Source organism: Streptomyces globisporus C-1027 (assembly GCF_000261345.2).
GTDB lineage: Bacteria > Actinomycetota > Actinomycetes > Streptomycetales > Streptomycetaceae > Streptomyces > Streptomyces pakalii.
Genome location: NZ_CP013738.1, coordinates 3961392 through 3981302, shown reverse-complemented (window position 1 = coordinate 3981302; position 19911 = coordinate 3961392). Strand labels below are relative to the sequence as shown.

Sequence of the window (19911 nt, the reverse complement as noted above, 5' to 3'; positions counted from 1 at the left end):
GTGGATTCCGTTCCACCAGAGGCACCGAGCGACTCGGATCTGCTCGCCCAGCATGTGGCGGGTGACCCCGACGCCTTCGGTGAACTCGTACGCCGACACCGCGACCGGCTCTGGGCCGTGGCGCTGCGGACCCTGGGGGACAGGGAGGAAGCGGCCGACGCCGTCCAGGACGCCCTCGTCAAAGCCTTCCGCGCCGCCCACACCTTCCGCGGTCAGTCCGCCGTCACCACCTGGCTCCACCGCATCACCGTCAACGCCTGTCTCGACCGGGTACGCAAGGCCGCCTCCCGCAGGACGTCCCCCGTGGACGACGCAGAACGTCTCGATCAGCTCCTGGAGCCCCACGAATCCGCCGAGGCGCCCGCCGTGCGGCAGGACCTCCACCGCCAGCTCCAGAAAGCCCTGGACACGCTCCCCGCCGAACAGCGGGCGGCCCTGGTCCTCGTCGACATGCAGGGCTACCCCGTGGCGGAGGCCGCCAGCATCCTGGAGGTGCCGGCCGGCACCGTGAAGAGCCGGTGCGCCCGGGGCCGGGCGAGACTGGCCCCCCTGGTCCGCCATCTGCGCGCGGAAACCGGGGGACAGACCCCCGGCGAGGAGAACGGCGCGGGCGGAAGGAACCAGACGCACGAAGCATCCGTCCCACCTGCGTCAGGCCCCAGAGACGCAGGAGCAAGCGATCCTGCCGCTACGAAGGGAGGAGGTGGGCGCCCGTGACACCCACGGCCGACACGGCTCAGCACCCGGAGGTCTCCGAGATCTCCGATCTCACCGAGGGACTGCTCACCCCTTCCCGGACCACGGAAGTCCAGCAGCACCTCGCGGAGTGCGACCTCTGCGCCGAGGTCCGGGACTCCCTGGAGGAGATCCGCGGACTGCTCGGGACGATGCCCGACCCCGAGCCGATGCCTGAGGACATCGCCGCCCGCATCGACGCGGCTCTCGCGGCGGAAGCCCACCCCACCCCGTCCACCGAGAACGAACCAGTCGTTGTTTCACGTGAAACAACGACTGGTGAAGGTGGGCCGAGCAGCAGGACGGCGACCGGTTCCGCTTCCGTGACCGGCAGCGCCACTGCCCCGGACCGCCCTGCGGGCCGTTCGTCCGCCGCGACCGGACCGGGCCGCCGTCCCGGCCGCCGCCGTCGGCGCACCGTGGTCCTCGGCACCGCCTTCGGCGCCGCGGTCATCGGGATGAGCGTCTTCTTCCTCCAGTCCCTCAGCCCGTCCGGCGACGCGTCCAAGTCGGACACCGACGGCGGAGTCAGTGCCGCGGACAGCAGCGCGCCCGCTTACGCCGACGGCACTCTCGAAGCCCAGGTACGGGACCTCCTCGGCGACAAGGCGAGTCAGCAGAGCCCGGGCGTCAAGAAGGTGCCGCCGGAGGCCGACACCAAGTCGTCGAGCGAAGCTCTCACTCCTGAAGCCGAGCCGTCCAGGAACCCTATGAAGGCTCCCGTCGTTGCCGTGCCGCCCTGCGTCCAGAAAGCCACCGGCCGCACCACGCCGGCCCTCGCCCTCGACGAGGGGACGTACCGGGGAACGGACGCCTATCTCGTCGTCCTTCCGCACACGAGTGACTCCTCACGCGTCCAGGCCTACGTCGTGGCCTCCTCCTGCGTGGACACCGCCCTGGAGTCCCCCGGTCAGCTGCTGCTCACACGCTCCTACAACCGCCCCTGAAAGCCGTCCGCGACCGCCGCGGCGTGTTCGGGAATGCATCAGCCGTAGGATCCGTTGGGTGGGGTGTGAGTCGTTGACCGACCCCGTAGGCAGTTAGGCAGTCTGCAGAAACGAGGAAGAAACCCGTGAGCGACGTCCGTAATGTGATCATCATCGGCTCCGGACCGGCCGGGTACACCGCCGCGCTGTACACCGCCCGTGCCTCGCTGAACCCGTTGGTCTTCGAGGGCGCCGTCACGGCAGGTGGTGCGCTGATGAACACCACTGACGTGGAGAACTTCCCCGGTTTCCAGGACGGCATCATGGGCCCCGAGCTCATGGACAACATGCGAGCCCAGGCCGAGCGCTTCGGCGCCGAGCTGATCCCCGACGACGTCGTCGCGGTCGACCTCACCGGTGACATCAAGACCGTCACCGACACCGCGGGCACCGTCCACCGTGCCAAGTCGGTCATCGTCACCACCGGTTCCCAGCACCGCAAGCTCGGACTGCCCAACGAGGACGCCCTCTCCGGACGCGGCGTCTCCTGGTGCGCCACCTGCGACGGCTTCTTCTTCAAGGACCACGACATCGCCGTGATCGGCGGCGGCGACACCGCGATGGAGGAGGCGACCTTCCTCTCCCGCTTCGCCAAGTCCGTCACGATCGTCCACCGCCGTGACACCCTGCGCGCCTCCAAGGCCATGCAGGACCGTGCCTTCGCCGACCCGAAGATCAAGTTCGCCTGGGACAGCGAGGTCGCCGAGATCAAGGGCGACCAGAAGCTCTCCGGTCTGACCCTGCGCAACACCAAGACCGGCGAGACCTCCGACCTCCCCGTGACCGGGCTCTTCATCGCCGTCGGCCACGACCCGCGTACCGAGCTCTTCAAGGGCCAGCTGGAGCTCGACGACGAGGGTTACCTGAAGGTCGAGGCGCCCTCCACCCGTACCAACCTCACCGGCGTCTTCGGCGCCGGCGACGTGGTCGACCACACCTACCGTCAGGCCATCACGGCAGCGGGCACCGGCTGCTCCGCCGCCCTGGACGCCGAGCGCTTCCTCGCGGCCCTGGCCGACGCCGAGCCCGCCGAGCCGGAGAAGACCCCGGCCGTCTGAACGTCCGCACCACACCCCACCACCCCGAGACTAAGGAGGCCGCCGTGGCCGACCTGAAGCACGTTACGGATGACACCTTCGACGAGGTCGTCCTCAAGAGCGACAAGCCCGTTCTGGTCGACTTCTGGGCTGCCTGGTGCGGCCCGTGCCGCCAGATCGCGCCCTCCCTGGAGGCGATCGCGGCAGAGCACGGCGAACAGATCGAGATCGTCAAGCTCAACATCGACGAGAACCCGGCCACCGCCGCGAAGTACGGCGTAATGTCCATCCCGACCCTGAACGTCTACCAGGGCGGCGAGGTCGCCAAGACCATCGTCGGCGCCAAGCCGAAGGCCGCGATCCTCCGCGACCTCGAAGGCTTCATCAGCGCCTGACCGCGCAGCGGCGCCCCGGCGCAATGTTTCACGTGAAACGGGCCCACCCTCGCGAGGGTGGGCCCGTTTCGTATCGCAGTCCGCACGCGGACCGGCCTCACAACGGCCTCAACACCGGTTCCTTCTGGACCGCTCCCAGCAGCCGGTCGAGCGCCATCTCCACATCTTCCTTCCAGGAGAGCGTCGTCCGCAGCTCCAGCCTCAGCCGCGGGTGCACGGGATGCGGCCGCACGGTCTTGAAGCCGACGGCCAGCAGATGGTCCGCGGGAAGGACGCAGGTGGTCTGTTCGGACCGCGCGTCTCCGAACGCCTCGATCGCCTTGAAGCCCCGGCGCAGAACATCCTTGGCCACCGTCTGCACCATGACACGGCCGAGCCCCTGGCCCTGGTACTCGGGAACGATCAGACCGGTGATGAGCTGAACGGCATCGGGGGAGACCGGGCTGGTCGGGAACGCTGTCGAGCGGGGGACGTACGCGGGCGGGGCATAGAGCACGAAGCCAACCGGCACGTCGTCCACATAGACCACCCGGCCGCAGGAGCCCCACTCCAGCAGGACCGCGGAGATCCAGGCTTCCTTCTCCAGCTCCGGCTTGCCCGCCTTTACCGCGGCTTCCCCACTGACCGGGTCAAGCTCCCAGAAGACGCACGAGCGGCAACGCTCGGGGAGATCCGGAAGGTTGTCCAGGGTGAGTGGTACGAGCCGACGCCCCATGACGGCGATTCCTCACTTCCTTCGCCCGCCGCACCACGTGCGGCCGCCAGCGCGCTCCGTTCACGGAACAGGCCGCCGACGAATCCCCCGACGGCGCCCAGGCCGAGAGCGACCGTGACGAGCCGACTGCGGCTCACTCTTCGCAAGGTCTCCGCCCTCCTCCGAGGTCGTTCACCGTGGATGCGCCGTCCCAGAACGCATCGTATCCACCCAGAGGTGATGCCGATACCGAGAGAGGGCAAAGGGCGGGCCGTGTTCCGGTATGCCCCGGCGCACGGCCCGCCCTTCGATGAAGCTTTGAGGCTCAGCCCTCGTCGTCGTCCTCGGGCGTCTCGGCGAGCCGGCGCTCCAGCACCCGGCCCTCGCCCGGGGCGAGGCTGCCGAGGATGCGGTCCAGGTCCTCCATCGAGGCGAACTCGACGACGATCTTGCCCTTCTTCTGCCCCAGGTCGACCTTCACCCGGGTCTCGAAGCGGTCGGACAGGCGCGTCGCCAGGTCGGTCAGGGCGGGGGACAGACGCCCGCCGGCCCTCGGCCCCTTCGACTTCGGAGAGTTCGTGGGACGCGAGCCCATCAGCGTCACGATCTCCTCGACGGCCCGCACCGACAGCCCCTCGGCCACGATGCGGTGGGCCAGCCGGTCCTGCTCCTCGGAGTCGTCCACGGACAGCAGGGCCCGGGCATGACCGGCGGAGAGAACGCCCGCGGCGACCCGGCGCTGCACCGGAGGGGACAGCCGCAGAAGCCTCAGCGTGTTCGACACCTGCGGGCGGGAGCGGCCGATCCGGTCGGCCAGCTGGTCATGGGTGCACTTGAAGTCCTTGAGCAGCTGGTCATACGCAGCGGCCTCTTCCAGCGGGTTCAGCTGAGCCCGGTGGAGATTCTCCAGCAGCGCGTCCAGCAGCAGCTTCTCGTCGTCCGTGGCGCGGACGATCGTGGGAATCCGCTCCAGGCCCGCTTCGCGGCACGCCCTCCAGCGGCGCTCACCCATGATGAGCTCGTAGCTGTCCGGGCTCACCTTGCGGACGACGACCGGCTGGAGAAGGCCGACCTCCTTGATGGAGACGACCAGCTCTGCCAGCGCGTCCTCGTCGAAGACCTCACGGGGCTGACGCGGGTTCGGGGTGATCGCCCCGATCGGGAGCTCGGCGAAGTACGCACCCGACGTACCGACGCCCTGCTCGGACCGGTCCTCCGGGGCGGACGCCGGCTCCGGCACCACCGGGGAGGACGGCAGCGCGGTCACCTTCGCCGCGGCCACCCCGCGTTCCGCGGTCAGCACCGGACCCGTGCCGGACGCCGCACCACTGCCGGGCGTCTGCACCTGCTTCTCCTGAGGAGCGGCGGGGATCAGCGCACCGAGCCCACGCCCCAGTCCTCTACGACGCTCACTCACTGAAGGCCCTCCGCGTTCTGCTGGCTGTTCTGAATGCTCGTGTGGGCGTGCTGAGCCTCGTAGTGCACACCGACGCCCCGCAGGGCGATCTCCCGGGCGGCTTCGAGATACGAGAGCGAGCCGCTGGATCCCGGGTCGTAGGTCAGTACGGTCTGCCCGTAGCTCGGCGCCTCCGAGATGCGCACCGACCGCGGGATGCTCGTCCGCAGCACTTCCTTGCCGAAGTGGGTGCGGACCTCCTCGGCGACCTGGGAGGCGAGCCGCGTCCGGCCGTCGTACATCGTCAGCAGGATCGTCGAGACATGCAGATCCGGGTTCAGATGGCCCCGCACCAGGTCGACGTTTCGCAGGAGCTGTCCCAGGCCTTCCAGCGCGTAGTACTCGCACTGGATGGGGATCAGCACCTCGGCACCTGCCACCAACGCGTTGACCGTCAGCAGTCCCAGCGAGGGCGGGCAGTCGATGAGGATGTAGTCCAGCGGCTGCTCGTAGGCCTGGATCGCCCGCTGAAGCCGGCTCTCCCGCGCCACCAGCGAGACCAGCTCGATCTCCGCACCGGCGAGATCGATGGTCGCGGGGGCACAGAAGAGACCCTCGACGTCCGGTACGGGCTGGACCACCTCGGAGAGGGGGCGGCTGTCCACCAGGACGTCGTAGATCGAGGGGACATCGGCATGGTGATCGATGCCCAGAGCCGTGGAGGCGTTGCCCTGCGGGTCGAGGTCGACCACCAGAACGCGCGCACCGTGCAGGGCCAGCGAAGCGGCAAGGTTGACCGTCGTGGTCGTCTTACCGACCCCGCCCTTCTGGTTGGCCACCACCATGACGCGGGTGCGGTCAGGACGGGGCAGCCCTTCGCCGGCGCGGCCGAGGGCCTCGACCGCCAGCTGAGCGGCACGGCCGATGGGTGTGTCGTCCATCGGCGGCGGTGTTTCACGTGAAACACCCTCACCCACGGACTCGGTTCGGGGACCGGGGACCGGGTCGGTCATCGGTCCCGCGATGTTGGCGTCGGACCGCAAGGATTCACTCTCCTCGACTTCAGGCTCGCAATGAACAGAGCCTGCCATGCTTTCGGGGTCGTGAACCAGCGAGGCCCGCTGTTCTGTGGATGAATCCGGGCGTGTGGACAACTCGGCCACCCGTCCGGGCTTGCGGTCGCGCGGCGTGGCAGCCGCACGACCGCGGCTGATGATTCCCTGCAGCAGAGAGCGACGTTTCACGTGAAACACGATGCCCCTGCGGAGCAACTACCAGGCCACGACACTCCGCAGCGGTGAGGTATCGCTACTTTCCGGCCGAAACGCTGCTAAGCAACCCGAGAGGCAGCAGAGTTCGCATAACGCACACTCCCAGGTCCTCCCGGCCGGAGAATATCGCCGCCTCAGAGAAGCCTCAGCGACGCCTGCGCGTGCGCCCCGTGCGAGCGGCCTTGGCCCTCTTTGCGGCGAACCTCACACCGCCCGGGCTCTCTCCCACCACGACACGGACCACCGTGGAGAGCGGGTCGACGACGCCCTCGCCGACGTGGAGCACCTCGGTCTCCACCACGCCGAGCTTGCTGAGCGCGGCCCGGGCGCCGGCGATCTCCTCCTCCGCGGTGTCGCCCTTGAGCGCGAGCATCTCCCCGTACGGCTTCAGCAGGGGAACGCCCCAGCCCGCAAGCCGGTCCAGCGGCGCCACCGCCCGGGCGGTCACCACCTGAACGGGCTGCAGTGTCCCCAGAACCTCCTCGGCCCGGCCGCGTACGACCGTGACATGGTCCAGGCCGAGCAGCTCGACGACCTCCTGGAGGAAGTTCGTCCGCCGGAGCAGCGGTTCCAGCAGGGTGATCTTGAGGTCGGGGCGCACCAGAGCCAGCGGGATGCCGGGCAGACCCGCGCCCGAGCCCACATCGCAGACGGTGACACCCTCGGGCACGACCTCGGAGAGCACCGCACAGTTCAGCAGGTGCCGCTCCCACAGCCGGGGGACCTCACGCGGGCCGATCAGGCCGCGCTTGACACCGGCATCCGCCAGAAGCTCCGCGTACCGGACAGCCTCCGGGAAGAGCTCTCCGAACACCGTCCGCGCCTCCGCAGGTGCCTGGGGGAGCTCTGCTGCCTCCGTCACGGGGACCGTCCTTCCGTACCGCACTCGCGCACTGTGGGTGGCTGACTATCAGGCTGACAAAGATCGGCCCCGCCTGCGTACAGACGGGGCCGACAGTACAAGGATCCGGTCAGGCCGGGAGAACGACGACGAAGCGCTGCGGCTCCTCGCCCTCCGACTCGCTCCGGAGACCGGCCGCGGCGATCGCGTCGTGCACGACCTTGCGCTCGAACGGCGTCATCGGGTCCAGCTTCACCGGCTCGCCCGTGCTCTTGACCTCGTTCGCGGCCTTGGCACCCAGCTCTGCGAGGACCGCGCGCTTCTTGGCCCGGAAGCCGCCGATGTCCAGCATCAGACGGCTGCGGTCGCCGGTCTCCCGGTGGACGGCCAGCCGCGTCAGCTCCTGGAGCGCCTCCAGGACCTCACCGTCGCGGCCCACGAGCTTCTGGAGGTCACGTGCCGATTCGCTGATGATCGACACCGCGGCCCGGTCCGCCTCGACGTCCATGTCGATGTCGCCGTCGAGATCGGCGATGTCGAGCAGTCCCTCGAGGTAGTCGGCCGCGATCTCGCCCTCCTGCTCCAGGCGGGTCAGGGTGTCGCTGCCCGCCTCAGCGGCGGCCGTGGAGGTGGTGCCTTCCGTCACGGATGGACTCCTTCTTACTTCTTGGACGGGTGCTTGGGCCGCTGCGGACCCTTGCGCTGCCCGGACTTGGCTTGGCGTGAGGAGCCGGTGGCGGGCTTGCCCGCCGACTTCGGCTTGCTGTCCTGCGGTGCGTCCTGCTTCTCGAGCGAGGTCCTGGAACCGGCGTCCGCGGACTCCGTGTCCTTGGCTCCCGCCGTCGGGTGACCGGTCGTCTGGCGCTTCGCCTTGGTCTGGCGCTTGGGCTGCTGGCGCTTGTGCGCCTGGCCGCCCTCAGCGTCGGCCGCGGCGGTCTCGCTCTTCGCCACCGTGCCGTCCTCCTGGGCCGCGAGACCCAGCTTGCCGAGACCGGTGATGAACTTGCGCTCGATGTCGTTGCGGTCGGAGCCCTTGGCGACGATCGCCTTGACCATCTTGCGCCGGGTACGGCCTCGCACCTCGCCGTGGGAGGTCACGCTCTTGAGCACCCGCTGGAGGTAGGCGTCCTGCGCCTTGCTGCCCGGCGTCGGGTTCTGGTTGATCACGTACATCTGCTGACCCATGGTCCAGACGTTGGTGGTCAGCCAGTAGACGAGGACACCGACGGGGAAGTTGATGCCCATCACGGCGAAGATGACCGGGAAGATGTACATCAGCATCTTCTGCTGCTGCATGTACGGGGTCTTCACCGTCAGGTCGACGTTCTTCGTCATCAGCTGGCGCTGGGTGAAGAACTGCGACGCCGACATGAGCACGATCATGATCGCGGTGACGATCCGGACGTCCGTCAGGGAAGCGTCGAGCGAGGTGACCTTCTCGACGCTGTCCGTGAACTTGGCCGCGAGCGGGGCGCCGAAGATGTGGGCCTGGCGGGCGCTGTCCAACAGGTCCTGGTTGATCGCGCCGATCTTCTTGCCCGAGGCGATGGACGACAGCACGTGGTACAGGGCGAAGAAGAACGGGGACTGCGCCAGGATGGGAAGGCACGAGGAGAGCGGGTTGGTGCCCGTCTCCTTGTACAGCTTCATCATCTCTTCGGACTGACGCTGCTTGTCGTTCTTGTAGCGCTCCTGGATCGCCTTCATCTTCGGCTGGAGCACCTGCATGTTGCGGGTCGACTTGATCTGCTTCACGAAGAGCGGGATCAGGCAGATCCGGATCAGCACCACCAGGGAGACGATCGACAGACCCCAGGCCCATCCGGAGTCATCGCCGAAGAGCGCTCCGTAGACCTTGTGGAACTGGACGATGACCCATGAGACAGGTGTGGTGATAAAGCTGAACAGGCTGGCAATCGTGTCCACTAATCAGGCTCCTTGAGCATTGGGCGAGGTCTCTGCGGCCGGGCTCGGAGGTTCGGAGACCGACCCCCCGGACGGCACATCAGCGGCGGACTCCCCGCCCTTTTCGCCGCGCAGGGCATTGCGCAGCAGCTCGTGCCACCGCGGACGCTTACGAGGCGGGACATGGTCCACACCGCCGGGTGACCACGGATTGCACCGCAGGATGCGCCAAGCGGTCAGCGCTGTTCCCTTGATCGCACCGTGCCTGTCGATCGACGTATATCCATAGTGGGAACACGACGGGTAATAACGGCAGACAGGCCCGAGGAGTGGACTGATCGTCCACTGGTACAGCTTGATGAGAGCAAGCAGCGGGTACTTCATCGCGCGCCCCCTCCCAGCAGCCGCTGAAGAGCGGCATCCAGGTCTCGGGCCAGCTGTGCATGGTCGGCGTCGCCCGCACCGGGCAGCGCCCGTACGACAACAAGGCTACCGGGGGGCAGCTGAGCCAGCCGGTCGCGGACCAGGTGGCGAAGCTTCCGCTTCACCGCGGTCCGGACGACGGCGCCTCCCACGGCCTTGCTGACAACGAAACCCGCACGCGGCGGGGGAACAGTCTCCCCTGTCACGTGCGGGTCCGTTTCACCGCTGCGTAGATGGACGACGAGCAGCGGACGTCCGGCTCGACGTCCTCGTCGTACCGCGGTCGCGAAGTCCTCGCGCCGCCTCAGCCGATTCTCGGTAGGCAGCACGGCATGGACCTGTGAGCGATCAGGCGGACAGGCTGCTGCGGCCCTTGCCGCGGCGGTTCGCGAGGATCGCACGGCCGGCACGGGTACGCATGCGCAGACGGAAGCCGTGGGTCTTGGCGCGACGGCGGTTGTTCGGCTGGAAGGTGCGCTTGCTCACTCGGGGGCTCCAGAAATGATTCGTGTCTTGGCGGGACATCGCCTGGCTGTCACCGTGCGCCCACGAGGAACTCGCGTAAACGCCTTAGTGCACCGCTTCACAATCACAGATCGTGATCTTTGCCCATCGGAGGCAGGCGGCAGCAGCCATCGACAACTCGACCTGGTCACGGTACGCGCGGCTACGCCATCCGGTCAAACCGGCTCCGTGCGACCCCCCATTGTGCACAGCCTGTGGACAACAACTTGAACCGTGCGGGTCGGCCTGACTACCGTGACGGAACTCCGGTTCTTTTCCTTCCCGACTGCCGGGCTCACCCGACCCGACCCATCCCGTCCCGAGAACCACACATTCGTGGGACATGCGAGAGAGCGTGCCTTGTGGCTGACGTACCTGCCGATCTTGCCGCAGTGTGGCCGCGAGTGCTGGAACAACTCCTCGGGGAGGGCCAGCAGGGCATCGAGCCGAAGGACAAGCAGTGGATCGAGCGCTGCCAGCCGCTGGCACTCGTCGCCGACACCGCACTGCTGGCCGTCCCCAATGAATGGGGCAAGCGCGTCCTGGAGGGCCGGCTCGCGCCGCTCATCAGCGAGACGCTGACCCGGGAGTGCGGCCGCCCCATCCGGATCGCGATCACCGTCGACGACTCCGCGGGCGAGCCCCCCGCCCCGCCGGCGCCCCCGATGCACCCGTCGCACCAGCAGCACGGGAGCCAGCAGGACCACCGCTACCCGGGGCAGCCGCGCGACGACGCTCCTCGGGGCGACGCGTACGACGGATACGGCCACCGGCCCTCCGACGACGGTATGCCGACGGCCCGGCCGGCCTACCCCGACTACCAGCAGCAGCGTCCGGAGCCCGGCGCCTGGCCGCGTACCCAGGAGGACCTCTCCTGGCAGCAGCCGCGGCACAGCGGGTACCAGGACCGCGAGCAGCCCGCCGGCGAGCCGTACCGGGAGAGCGAGGCGTACCGCGAGAACGACACGTACCGGGAGAACGAGCAGTACCGCGACCAGTCCTCCGAGCCGTACCGCGACCAGCCCGCCGAGCAGTGGCGCGAGCCGTACGGCACCGGGCGGCCGCAGCAGCCGGGCCACGACTACCGGTCGCAGCCGCCCGAGCGCCAGGGGTACGAGCAGCAGCGCCCCGACCGGCAGGACCAGCAGCAGCCGCAGCACCGTCAGGGCGGTCCGGGCCACGGACCCGGGCGGACCGGCGGTTCGGTCCCCGGTCCGATGGGCGCCCAGCCGGCCCCCGCGCCGGGTCCCGGCGAACCGCACGCCCGGCTGAACCCGAAGTACCTCTTCGACACCTTCGTCATCGGGGCGTCCAACCGGTTCGCGCACGCCGCGGCCGTCGCCGTCGCCGAGGCGCCCGCGAAGGCGTACAACCCCCTGTTCATCTACGGGGAGTCGGGGCTCGGCAAGACCCACCTGCTGCACGCCATCGGGCACTACGCGCGGAGCCTCTACCCGGGGACCCGGGTGCGGTACGTGAGCTCGGAGGAGTTCACCAACGAGTTCATCAACTCGATCCGCGACGGGAAAGGCGACACCTTCCGCAAGCGCTACCGCGACGTGGACATCCTGCTGGTCGACGACATCCAGTTCCTGGCGAGCAAGGAGTCGACGCAGGAGGAGTTCTTCCACACCTTCAATACGCTGCACAACGCGAACAAGCAGATCGTGCTCTCCTCGGACCGGCCGCCCAAGCAGCTGGTGACGCTGGAGGACCGGCTGCGCAACCGCTTCGAGTGGGGTCTGACGACCGACGTCCAGCCGCCCGAGCTGGAGACCCGGATCGCGATCCTCCGTAAAAAGGCGGTGCAGGAGCAGCTCAACGCCCCGCCGGAGGTGCTGGAGTTCATCGCCTCGCGGATCTCGCGCAACATCCGTGAGCTGGAGGGCGCCCTGATCCGGGTGACCGCCTTCGCCTCGCTGAACCGGCAGCCGGTGGACCTCGGGCTGACCGAGATCGTCCTCAAGGATCTGATCCCGGGCGGCGAGGAGTCGGCCCCGGAGATCACGGCGCCGGCCATCATGGCGGCCACCGCGGACTACTTCGGGCTCACCGTGGACGACCTCTGCGGATCCTCGCGCAGCCGGGTCCTGGTGACGGCACGCCAGATCGCCATGTATCTGTGCCGCGAGCTCACCGACCTCTCGTTGCCGAAGATCGGCGCGCAGTTCGGCGGCCGCGACCATACGACGGTGATGCACGCGGACCGGAAGATCCGGGCGCTGATGGCGGAGCGCCGCTCCATCTACAACCAGGTCACCGAGCTGACCAACCGCATCAAGAACGGCTGACGAAGCCCGCCCAAGCCCTCCCAAGGCCTCGAAAGGCGCCTCGCACCGACCTCCCAGGGTCCGCGCGAGGCGCCTTCTGCCGTTCCTGAGGAGTCCCGGGAGCCGTCGCAGCGGTCTGCGCAGGACCCCTGCTGTTCGAATACGAGCAGCTCAGAGGCCCTTCTCCACAGATGTGCGAGAAATCTTCCGTCCACAGCCTGGGGACTGGGAAGTTGTCCATATTGCGTCCACAGGGCGCGCTGCCGATACTCCATCAGGCCAGGTCATGTGGTTGGGGATTTGTGGCCAACGATGATCCACAGCCTGTGGACAGAATCTCCGTCCACAGGAGGTCGTCGACGTTGTCCACCGGCCGCCCACAGGCAGGAGGGTGTTGTCCCCAGCCAAGCCCTGCTTCTCCACACCCCTGTCCACTGTTCGGCAACGCAACACACGCTCTCACCGCCCGGAGTGAAAGGCGTCACACCAAGGGGCTGGGTTGGGCTGTGGGGAACAGGGGTAAAGCTGGGGACAGGTCTGGGGAGAAGTGGCCCCCTCCTGTGCATCGGGTGTGCAGAACTTCCGTCCGTCCACAGAAGGCCCGGGTTGTCCACGGGCGCCACCCACAGGACCGGTGGACAAAAAACAGTCGCTGACCTGCGCAAACGACGTTATCCACGGTATCCACAAGGCCTACTACTACTACCAACCAGAGTTAGCCAGGAATCCGCTTCGAAGTGGGGCCTGTGTACAACTCGACCGTCGACCGCCGCGAACCTCTTGGCCCGACTTGACCCCGAGCAGCAACGGCTGTCGGTGCCGTACGTCAGACTGGACCCCGGAGCCTCCGCCGTCTCGGCAGCGGACTCCGGTCCAGACGACGAAGGCCAGCAGGGCGAGCGAGCAACAGCAGGAGGCGGTTCCGGTGAAGATCCGGGTGGAGCGCGATGTACTCGCGGAGGCGGTGGCCTGGGTGGCCCGCAGCCTCCCGGCCCGTCCGCCGGCGCCCGTTCTCGCGGGCCTTCTGCTGAAGGCCGAGGACGGAGCTCTCAGCTTCTCCAGCTTCGACTACGAGGTCTCCGCGCGGGTCTCCGTCGACGCGGAGATCGACGAGGACGGCACGGTGCTCGTCTCCGGCCGGCTGCTCGCCGACATCTGCCGCGCCCTTCCCAACCGCCCGGTGGAGATCTCCACCGACGGTGTGCGGGCCACGGTCGTCTGCGGCTCCTCCCGCTTCACCCTCCACACACTGCCTGTGGAGGAGTACCCCGCGCTGCCGCAGATGCCGACCGCCACGGGAACCGTCCCCGGTGAGGTCTTCGCCTCGGCCGCCGCCCAGGTCGCCATCGCCGCCGGGCGCGACGACACGCTGCCCGTGCTCACCGGTGTGCGGATCGAGATCGAGGGCGACACGGTCACCCTCGCCTCCACCGACCGCTACCGCTTCGCGGTCCGTGAGTTCCTGTGGAAGCCGGAGAACGCCGACGCCTCCGCGGTCGCCCTGGTGCCCGCCAAGACGCTCCTGGACACCGCCAAGGCGCTCACCAGCGGTGACACGGTCACCCTGGCGCTCTCCGGCTCCGGCGCGGGCGAGGGCCTGATCGGTTTCGAGGGCGCCGGTCGCCGCACGACCACGCGGCTGCTCGAAGGCGACCTGCCGAAGTACCGCACGCTGTTCCCGACCGAGTTCAACTCCGTCGCGGTGATCGAGACGGCCCCCTTCGTCGAGGCCGTCAAGCGCGTGGCCCTGGTCGCCGAGCGCAACACCCCCGTACGGCTCAGCTTCGAGCAGGGCGTCCTCATCCTGGAGGCCGGTTCCAGCGACGACGCACAGGCTGTGGAGAGGGTCGACGCGGTGCTGGAGGGCGACGACATCTCGATCGCCTTCAACCCGACGTTCCTGCTGGACGGGCTGAGCGCGATCGACTCCCCGGTCGCCCAGCTCTCGTTCACCACGTCCACCAAGCCCGCCCTGCTCAGCGGCCGCCCGGCCGTCGACGCCGAGGCGGACGACGCGTACAAGTACCTGATCATGCCGGTGCGCCTCTCCGGCTGATCCCGCCTCCCCCGCCCGATCGGGGGACGTTTTCCGCGGCAGTTTCCGGCGGGCCCGCTCGGCGCGGAGCGGGCCCGCCGCGCTGTCCCCGGCCGGGCGTAGGCTCGGTCGTGGGTGCAAACGCCCCGACGCTTATCGCCACGACGCTTAAGGAATCTCTGATGGAGCTCGGTCTCGTCGGCCTCGGCAAGATGGGCGGCAACATGCGCGAGCGCATCCGCCGCGCAGGCCACACCGTCATCGGTTACGACCGCAACCCGGATGTCGCCGATGTCCACAGTCTCGAAGAGCTTGTGGGCAAGCTGAAGGGCCCGCGGGTCGTCTGGGTGATGGTCCCGGCCGGTGCCGCGACCCAGTCCACGATCGACGAGCTGGCCGAGCTGCTCTCGCCCGGCGACGTCGTCGTCGACGGCGGCAACTCGCGCTGGACCGACGACGAGAAGCACGCCGTCGAGCTGGGCATCAAGGGCATCGGCTTCGTCGACTGCGGCGTCTCCGGCGGTGTCTGGGGCCTGGAGAACGGCTACGCCCTGATGTACGGCGGCGACGCCGAGAACGTGGCGAAGGTCCAGCCGGTCTTCGACGCGCTGAAGCCCGAGGGCGACTTCGGCTCGGTCCACGCGGGCAAGGTCGGCGCCGGCCACTTCGCGAAGATGGTCCACAACGGCATCGAGTACGCCATGATGCAGGCCTACGCCGAGGGCTGGGAGCTGCTGGAGAAGGTCGACTCCGTCACCGATGTGCGCGAGGTCTTCCGCTCCTGGCAGGAGGGCACGGTCATCCGTTCCTGGCTGCTCGACCTCGCGGTCAACGCGCTGGACGACGACGAGCACCTGGACAAGCTCCGGGGCTTCGCCGCCGACTCGGGTGAGGGCCGCTGGACGGTGGAGGCCGCCATCGACAACGCGGTGCCGCTGCCCGCGATCACGGCGTCGCTGTTCGCGCGGTTCGCCTCGCGGCAGGACGACTCGCCGCAGATGAAGATGATCGCCGCGCTGCGCAACCAGTTCGGCGGCCACGCGGTCGAGTCCAAGACCGAGAACTGACCGGCCCGCCGCCGGAGATCCGGCGGCGCGGCACAACGTGACGAACCGCGAAGCGGAAGCACCGACAACAACGGGAGAGGGTGGCCACCATGCACGTCACGCATCTCTCGCTGGCCGACTTCCGTTCGTACGCCCGGGTCGAGGTGCCTCTCGACCCGGGCGTCACCGCGTTCGTGGGGCCCAACGGGCAGGGCAAGACGAATCTCGTCGAGGCCGTCGGCTATCTCGCCACCCTCGGCAGCCACCGGGTCTCCTCGGACGCCCCGCTGGTGCGCATGGGCGCGGAGCGGGCGGTGATCCGGGCGGCGGTGACCCAGGGCGAGCGCTCGCAGCTGGTCGAGCTGGAGCTGAACCCGGGCCGGGCGAACCGGGCCCGTATCAACAGGTCCTCGCAGGTCAGGCCGCGTGACGTGCTCGGCATCGTGCGGACCGTGCTGTTCGCACCGGAGGACCTGGCGCTGGTCAAGGGCGACCCCGGCGAGCGGCGGCGGTTCCTGGACGAGCTGGTCACCGCGCGCTCGCCCCGGATGGCCGGGGTCCGCTCCGACTACGAACGCGTGCTCAAGCAGCGCAACACCCTGCTGAAGTCCGCGGCGATGGCCCGGCGGCACGGCGGCCGTTCGATGGATCTGTCGACCCTGGACGTGTGGGACCAGCATCTGGGCCGGGTGGGCGCCGAGCTGCTCGCGCAGCGCCTCGATCTGATCGCCACACTCCAGCCGCTGGCCGACAAGGCGTACGGGGACGTCGCGCCGGGCGGTGGTCCGGTCGCGCTGGAGTACCGCAGCTCGGTCGGTGAGGACGTGGGTCCCGAGCGCACCCGCGACGAGCTGTACGAGCAACTGATCGCGGCGCTCGCCGGGGTCCGGAAGCAGGAGATCGAGCGGGGCGTGACGCTGGTCGGCCCGCACCGGGACGATCTGCTGCTGGGGCTGCGCGGGATGCCGGCCAAGGGGTACGCGAGTCACGGCGAGTCCTGGAGTTATGCGCTGGCGCTGCGTCTCGCCAGTTACGAACTGCTGCGCTCCGAGGGCAACGAGCCGGTGCTGGTCCTGGACGATGTCTTCGCCGAGCTGGACGCCCGCCGCCGGGAGCGGCTGGCGGAGCTGGTGGCCCCCGGTGAGCAGGTGCTGGTGACGGCCGCGGTCGCGGAGGACGTGCCGGGCGTGCTGGCGGGGACGCGGTACGCGGTGACCGCGGGCGAGGTGGAGCGCGTATGACCGGCCGGGAGGAGCAGCCGGGCGAGGCGGGCACGGTCGGCGGTGCGCCGGAGGCCGGGAGCCCGAAGCCGCCCGAGGTGTCCGGGGTCGATCTGGCCCGGGTCGCGTTGCGGGCCGCGAAGGAGCAGGCCAGGGCGCGAGGTGCGGCGGCGCAGCAGAAGAAACAGGCGCGGCGGGGTGGCGGACTGCGCTCGGGTGCCCGGTCGGACGGCCGGGACCCGCAGGCGCTGGGCTCCGCGATCAGCCGGCTGATCACCGAGCGGGGCTGGGAGACGCCCGCGGCGGTCGGCGGGGTGATGGGCCGGTGGCCGCAGATCGTCGGCGACGACCTGGCGAAGCACTGTGTCCCTCTGCGGTACGACGACGATCCGGCCGCCCGGGTGCTGACCGTGAGCTGTGACTCGACGGCGTGGGCGACGCAGCTGCGGCTGCTGGCCCCGCAGCTGGTGGCACGGCTGAACGCGGATCTGGGGCAGGGCACCGTACGGATGATCAAGGTGGTCGGGCCGGGGGGACCGGAGCGCCGGTACGGACCGCTGCGGACACCCGGCAGCAAGGGTCCGGGCGACACCTACGGATGAGCCTCGGGGCGCCGGCCGGAGGTGGTCGCGCCGCCAGGCCGCCGGGCCGAGGCCGCAGGTGGTCGCACTGTTGGCCGATGGCAACCCTGAGCTGCACTTTCGGCGTAAAATTGTCGTGTACCGGGCGAGCTTGCGGGTGGGTTCGTCAGGGTTCGCACGACAGGAAACCGGACGGTACGGCCGGAGCGTCCCTCACCGTAGCGGTGGGTTGACAGGCCGAAGCGCTCAAAGCCCTTCAGAGCCTCTTGGAGCCCCTTCCCGAATATGGGGAGTCGTCAGCCGCTCATTCAGGGCGGCACATGCGTACTCAGGTACCGGCAAACCCCCATTCATGTCAGCGCTACCGGTAGACTGGTGAGTAATCCCGCCGCTGAGGCGGGAGTCGTCGATACAAGCCGAACGACGCAGCCGCTCCCGCCTGTCCGGAGAACGGCCTGTGCTGTGCCAGAAAGGGCGCTTCGTGGCCGATTCCGGCAACCCCAACGAGAACATTCCGTCCACGGCCGGTGAGCCGGGCGAGGTCTCCGAGACCTCGTACGACGCCAGCGCGATCACCGTGCTGGAAGGGCTGGACGCGGTCCGCAAGCGGCCTGGCATGTACATCGGCTCGACCGGTGAGCGTGGCCTCCACCACCTCGTGCAAGAGGTCGTCGACAACTCCGTCGACGAGGCGATGGCGGGCCACGCGGACACCATCGACGTCACGATCCTCCCCGACGGCGGGGTGCGGGTCATCGACAACGGCCGTGGCATCCCGGTCGGCATCGTGCCGTCCGAAGGGAAGCCGGCCGTCGAGGTCGTGCTGACCGTGCTGCACGCGGGCGGCAAGTTCGGCGGTGGCGGCTACGCCGTCTCCGGCGGTCTGCACGGCGTCGGCGTCTCCGTCGTCAACGCCCTGTCCACCCGGGTATCCGTCGAGGTCAAGACCGACGGATACCGCTGGACCCAGGACTACAAGCTCGGTGTCCCGACCGCCCCGCTGGCGAAGCACGAGGCCACCGAGGAGACCGGCACCACGGTCACCTTCTGGGCCGACGGGGACATCTTCGAGACCACCGAGTACAGCTTCGAGACCCTCTCGCGCCGCTTCCAGGAGATGGCGTTCCTCAACAAGGGCCTCACGCTCAAGCTGACCGACGAGCGCGAGTCGGCGAAGGCGACGGCGGGCGCGGACAGCGTGGACGCGGCCGAGCCCTCCGAGGAGGAGACCGCCCGCTCGGTCACGTACCACTACGAAAACGGCATCGTCGATTTCGTGAAGTACCTCAACTCCCGCAAGGGCGACGTCATTCACCAGTCGGTGATCGACATCGAGGCCGAGGACAAGGACCGGCTCCTGTCGGTCGAGATCGCCATGCAGTGGAACACGCAGTACACCGAGGGCGTCTACTCCTTCGCCAACGCGATCCACACGCACGAGGGCGGTACGCACGAGGAGGGCTTCCGTGCGGCGCTGACCTCGCTGGTCAACCGGTACGCGCGCGACAAGAAGCTGCTGCGCGACAAGGACGACAACCTCACGGGTGAGGACGTCCGCGAGGGTCTGACCGCGATCATCTCGGTGAAGCTGGGTGAGCCGCAGTTCGAGGGCCAGACGAAGACCAAGCTGGGCAACACGGAGGCGAAGACCTTCGTGCAGAAGGTCGTCCACGAGCAGCTGACGGACTGGTTCGACCGGAATCCCAACGAGGCCGCCGACATCATCCGTAAGGGCATCGCCGCCTCGACCGCCCGTGTGGCGGCCCGCAAGGCGCGTGACCTGACGCGGCGCAAGGGGCTCCTGGAGAGCGCCTCGCTGCCGGGCAAGCTCAGCGACTGCCAGTCGAACGACCCCACCAAGTGCGAGATCTTCATCGTCGAGGGTGACTCCGCCGGTGGTTCGGCGAAGTCCGGCCGCAACCCGATGTACCAGGCGATCCTGCCCATCCGAGGCAAGATCCTGAACGTCGAGAAGGCCCGGGTCGACAAGATCCTCCAGAACACCGAGGTCCAGGCGCTGATCTCGGCGTTCGGCACCGGGGTCCACGAAGACTTCGACATCGAGAAGCTCCGCTATCACAAGATCATCCTGATGGCGGACGCCGACGTCGACGGCCAGCACATCAACACCCTGCTGCTGACCTTCCTCTTCCGCTTCATGAAGCCGCTGGTCGAGGCCGGGCACGTCTACCTTTCGCGCCCGCCGCTCTACAAGATCAAGTGGGGCCGGGACGACTTCGAGTACGCGTACTCGGACCGGGAGCGCGACGCCCTGGTGGCGCTCGGCAAGCAGAACGGCAAGCGGATCAAGGAAGACTCGATCCAGCGCTTCAAGGGCCTCGGCGAGATGAACGCCGAGGAGCTGCGCGTCACGACCATGGACGTCGACCACCGGGTCCTCGGCCAGGTCACGCTGGACGACGCGGCGCAGGCCGACGACCTGTTCTCGGTGCTCATGGGTGAGGACGTCGAGGCACGGCGCTCGTTCATCCAGCGCAACGCCAAGGACGTCCGCTTCCTCGACATCTGAGTCGGCCGCACCAGCCACGCCGCAGCTCGAAAGGACTTTGAC

Annotated in this window: 19 protein-coding genes; 10 read left to right on the top strand and 9 right to left on the bottom strand. The window is 68.8% G+C overall.

The genetic code is table 11. The features are described 5' to 3' along the window. The 4 genes from sigM to trxA all read left to right on the top strand — a co-directional run bounded on the left by sigM (nt 1) and on the right by trxA (nt 3153). On the top strand, nt 1–717 hold the full coding sequence (sigM, locus tag WQO_RS17280; protein ID WP_058954016.1) for an RNA polymerase sigma factor SigM: 717 nt from the start codon (nt 1–3) through the stop codon (nt 715–717). Next, complete coding sequence (locus WQO_RS17275; protein ID WP_010060431.1) at nt 714–1682, top strand: anti-sigma factor family protein; 969 nt, start codon at nt 714–716, stop codon at nt 1680–1682. The genes sigM and WQO_RS17275 overlap by 4 nt, the downstream gene beginning before the upstream one ends. Before the next feature lie 125 nt (nt 1683–1807). Further along, on the top strand, nt 1808–2779 hold the full coding sequence (gene trxB, locus WQO_RS17270) for a thioredoxin-disulfide reductase (RefSeq protein ID WP_010060430.1): 972 nt from the start codon (nt 1808–1810) through the stop codon (nt 2777–2779). A 44-nt stretch (nt 2780–2823) separates the two neighbouring features. Then, nucleotides 2824–3153: a thioredoxin gene (trxA, locus tag WQO_RS17265; protein ID WP_010060427.1), complete on the top strand. Its 330-nt coding sequence runs from the start codon at nt 2824–2826 to the stop codon at nt 3151–3153. Between the two features lie 97 nt (nt 3154–3250). Here trxA and WQO_RS17260 read toward each other — a convergent pair whose 3' ends face one another. From WQO_RS17260 to rpmH, 9 genes are all read right to left on the bottom strand, one after another. Next, nucleotides 3251–3868, bottom strand: a complete 618-nt coding sequence (locus WQO_RS17260) for a GNAT family N-acetyltransferase (protein ID WP_010060425.1) — start codon at nt 3866–3868, stop codon at nt 3251–3253. Nucleotides 3869–4172: 304 nt separating this feature from the next. Beyond that, nucleotides 4173–5264 (bottom strand): ParB/RepB/Spo0J family partition protein, encoded by a 1092-nt coding sequence (locus WQO_RS17255; RefSeq protein ID WP_029182265.1) that lies wholly within the window; start codon nt 5262–5264, stop codon nt 4173–4175. Then, nucleotides 5261–6334 (bottom strand): ParA family protein, encoded by a 1074-nt coding sequence (locus WQO_RS17250; protein WP_073822371.1) that lies wholly within the window; start codon nt 6332–6334, stop codon nt 5261–5263. Before WQO_RS17250 ends, WQO_RS17255 begins: the two co-directional genes overlap by 4 nt. 325 nt (nt 6335–6659) lie before the next feature. After that, nucleotides 6660–7376, bottom strand: a complete 717-nt coding sequence (gene rsmG / locus WQO_RS17245) for a 16S rRNA (guanine(527)-N(7))-methyltransferase RsmG (RefSeq protein WP_029182264.1) — start codon at nt 7374–7376, stop codon at nt 6660–6662. A gap of 109 nt (nt 7377–7485) precedes the next feature. Next, the gene (locus WQO_RS17240; protein WP_010060419.1) at nt 7486–8001 is read right to left on the bottom strand and encodes a Jag family protein; all 516 of its coding nucleotides are present in this window, start codon (nt 7999–8001) and stop codon (nt 7486–7488) included. 14 nt (nt 8002–8015) lie between these two features. Then, nucleotides 8016–9281: a membrane protein insertase YidC gene (gene yidC, locus WQO_RS17235; protein ID WP_010060418.1), complete on the bottom strand. Its 1266-nt coding sequence runs from the start codon at nt 9279–9281 to the stop codon at nt 8016–8018. A gap of 3 nt (nt 9282–9284) precedes the next feature. Continuing rightward, on the bottom strand, nt 9285–9644 hold the full coding sequence (gene yidD, locus WQO_RS35110) for a membrane protein insertion efficiency factor YidD (RefSeq protein WP_006125986.1): 360 nt from the start codon (nt 9642–9644) through the stop codon (nt 9285–9287). Continuing rightward, nucleotides 9641–10012 (bottom strand): ribonuclease P protein component, encoded by a 372-nt coding sequence (rnpA, locus tag WQO_RS35105; RefSeq protein WP_006125985.1) that lies wholly within the window; start codon nt 10010–10012, stop codon nt 9641–9643. Before rnpA ends, yidD begins: the two co-directional genes overlap by 4 nt. 19 nt (nt 10013–10031) lie before the next feature. Continuing rightward, on the bottom strand, nt 10032–10169 hold the full coding sequence (rpmH, locus tag WQO_RS17225) for a 50S ribosomal protein L34 (protein ID WP_003967884.1): 138 nt from the start codon (nt 10167–10169) through the stop codon (nt 10032–10034). Nucleotides 10170–10402: 233 nt separating this feature from the next. On the opposite strand from rpmH, the gene dnaA reads away from it, so the two are divergent. The 6 genes from dnaA (at nt 10403) to gyrB (ending at nt 19869) form a co-directional block, all read left to right on the top strand. Beyond that, nucleotides 10403–12478 carry a chromosomal replication initiator protein DnaA gene (dnaA, locus tag WQO_RS17220; RefSeq protein ID WP_418082112.1) on the top strand — a complete coding sequence of 692 codons (2076 nt, stop codon included), beginning with the start codon at nt 10403–10405 and terminating at the stop codon, nt 12476–12478. A gap of 904 nt (nt 12479–13382) precedes the next feature. Then, complete coding sequence (gene dnaN, locus WQO_RS17215; RefSeq protein ID WP_003967886.1) at nt 13383–14513, top strand: DNA polymerase III subunit beta; 1131 nt, start codon at nt 13383–13385, stop codon at nt 14511–14513. Between the two features lie 161 nt (nt 14514–14674). After that, nucleotides 14675–15559 (top strand): phosphogluconate dehydrogenase (NAD(+)-dependent, decarboxylating), encoded by an 885-nt coding sequence (gnd, locus tag WQO_RS17210; protein WP_010060412.1) that lies wholly within the window; start codon nt 14675–14677, stop codon nt 15557–15559. Nucleotides 15560–15648: 89 nt separating this feature from the next. After that, nucleotides 15649–16779: a DNA replication/repair protein RecF gene (recF, locus tag WQO_RS17205; protein WP_010060410.1), complete on the top strand. Its 1131-nt coding sequence runs from the start codon at nt 15649–15651 to the stop codon at nt 16777–16779. Further along, nucleotides 16776–17360, top strand: a complete 585-nt coding sequence (locus WQO_RS17200; RefSeq protein ID WP_010060408.1) for a DciA family protein — start codon at nt 16776–16778, stop codon at nt 17358–17360. Before recF ends, WQO_RS17200 begins: the two co-directional genes overlap by 4 nt. A 436-nt stretch (nt 17361–17796) precedes the next feature. After that, nucleotides 17797–19869: a DNA topoisomerase (ATP-hydrolyzing) subunit B gene (gene gyrB / locus WQO_RS17195; RefSeq protein ID WP_029182261.1), complete on the top strand. Its 2073-nt coding sequence runs from the start codon at nt 17797–17799 to the stop codon at nt 19867–19869. Nucleotides 19870–19911: the final 42 nt, after the last annotated feature.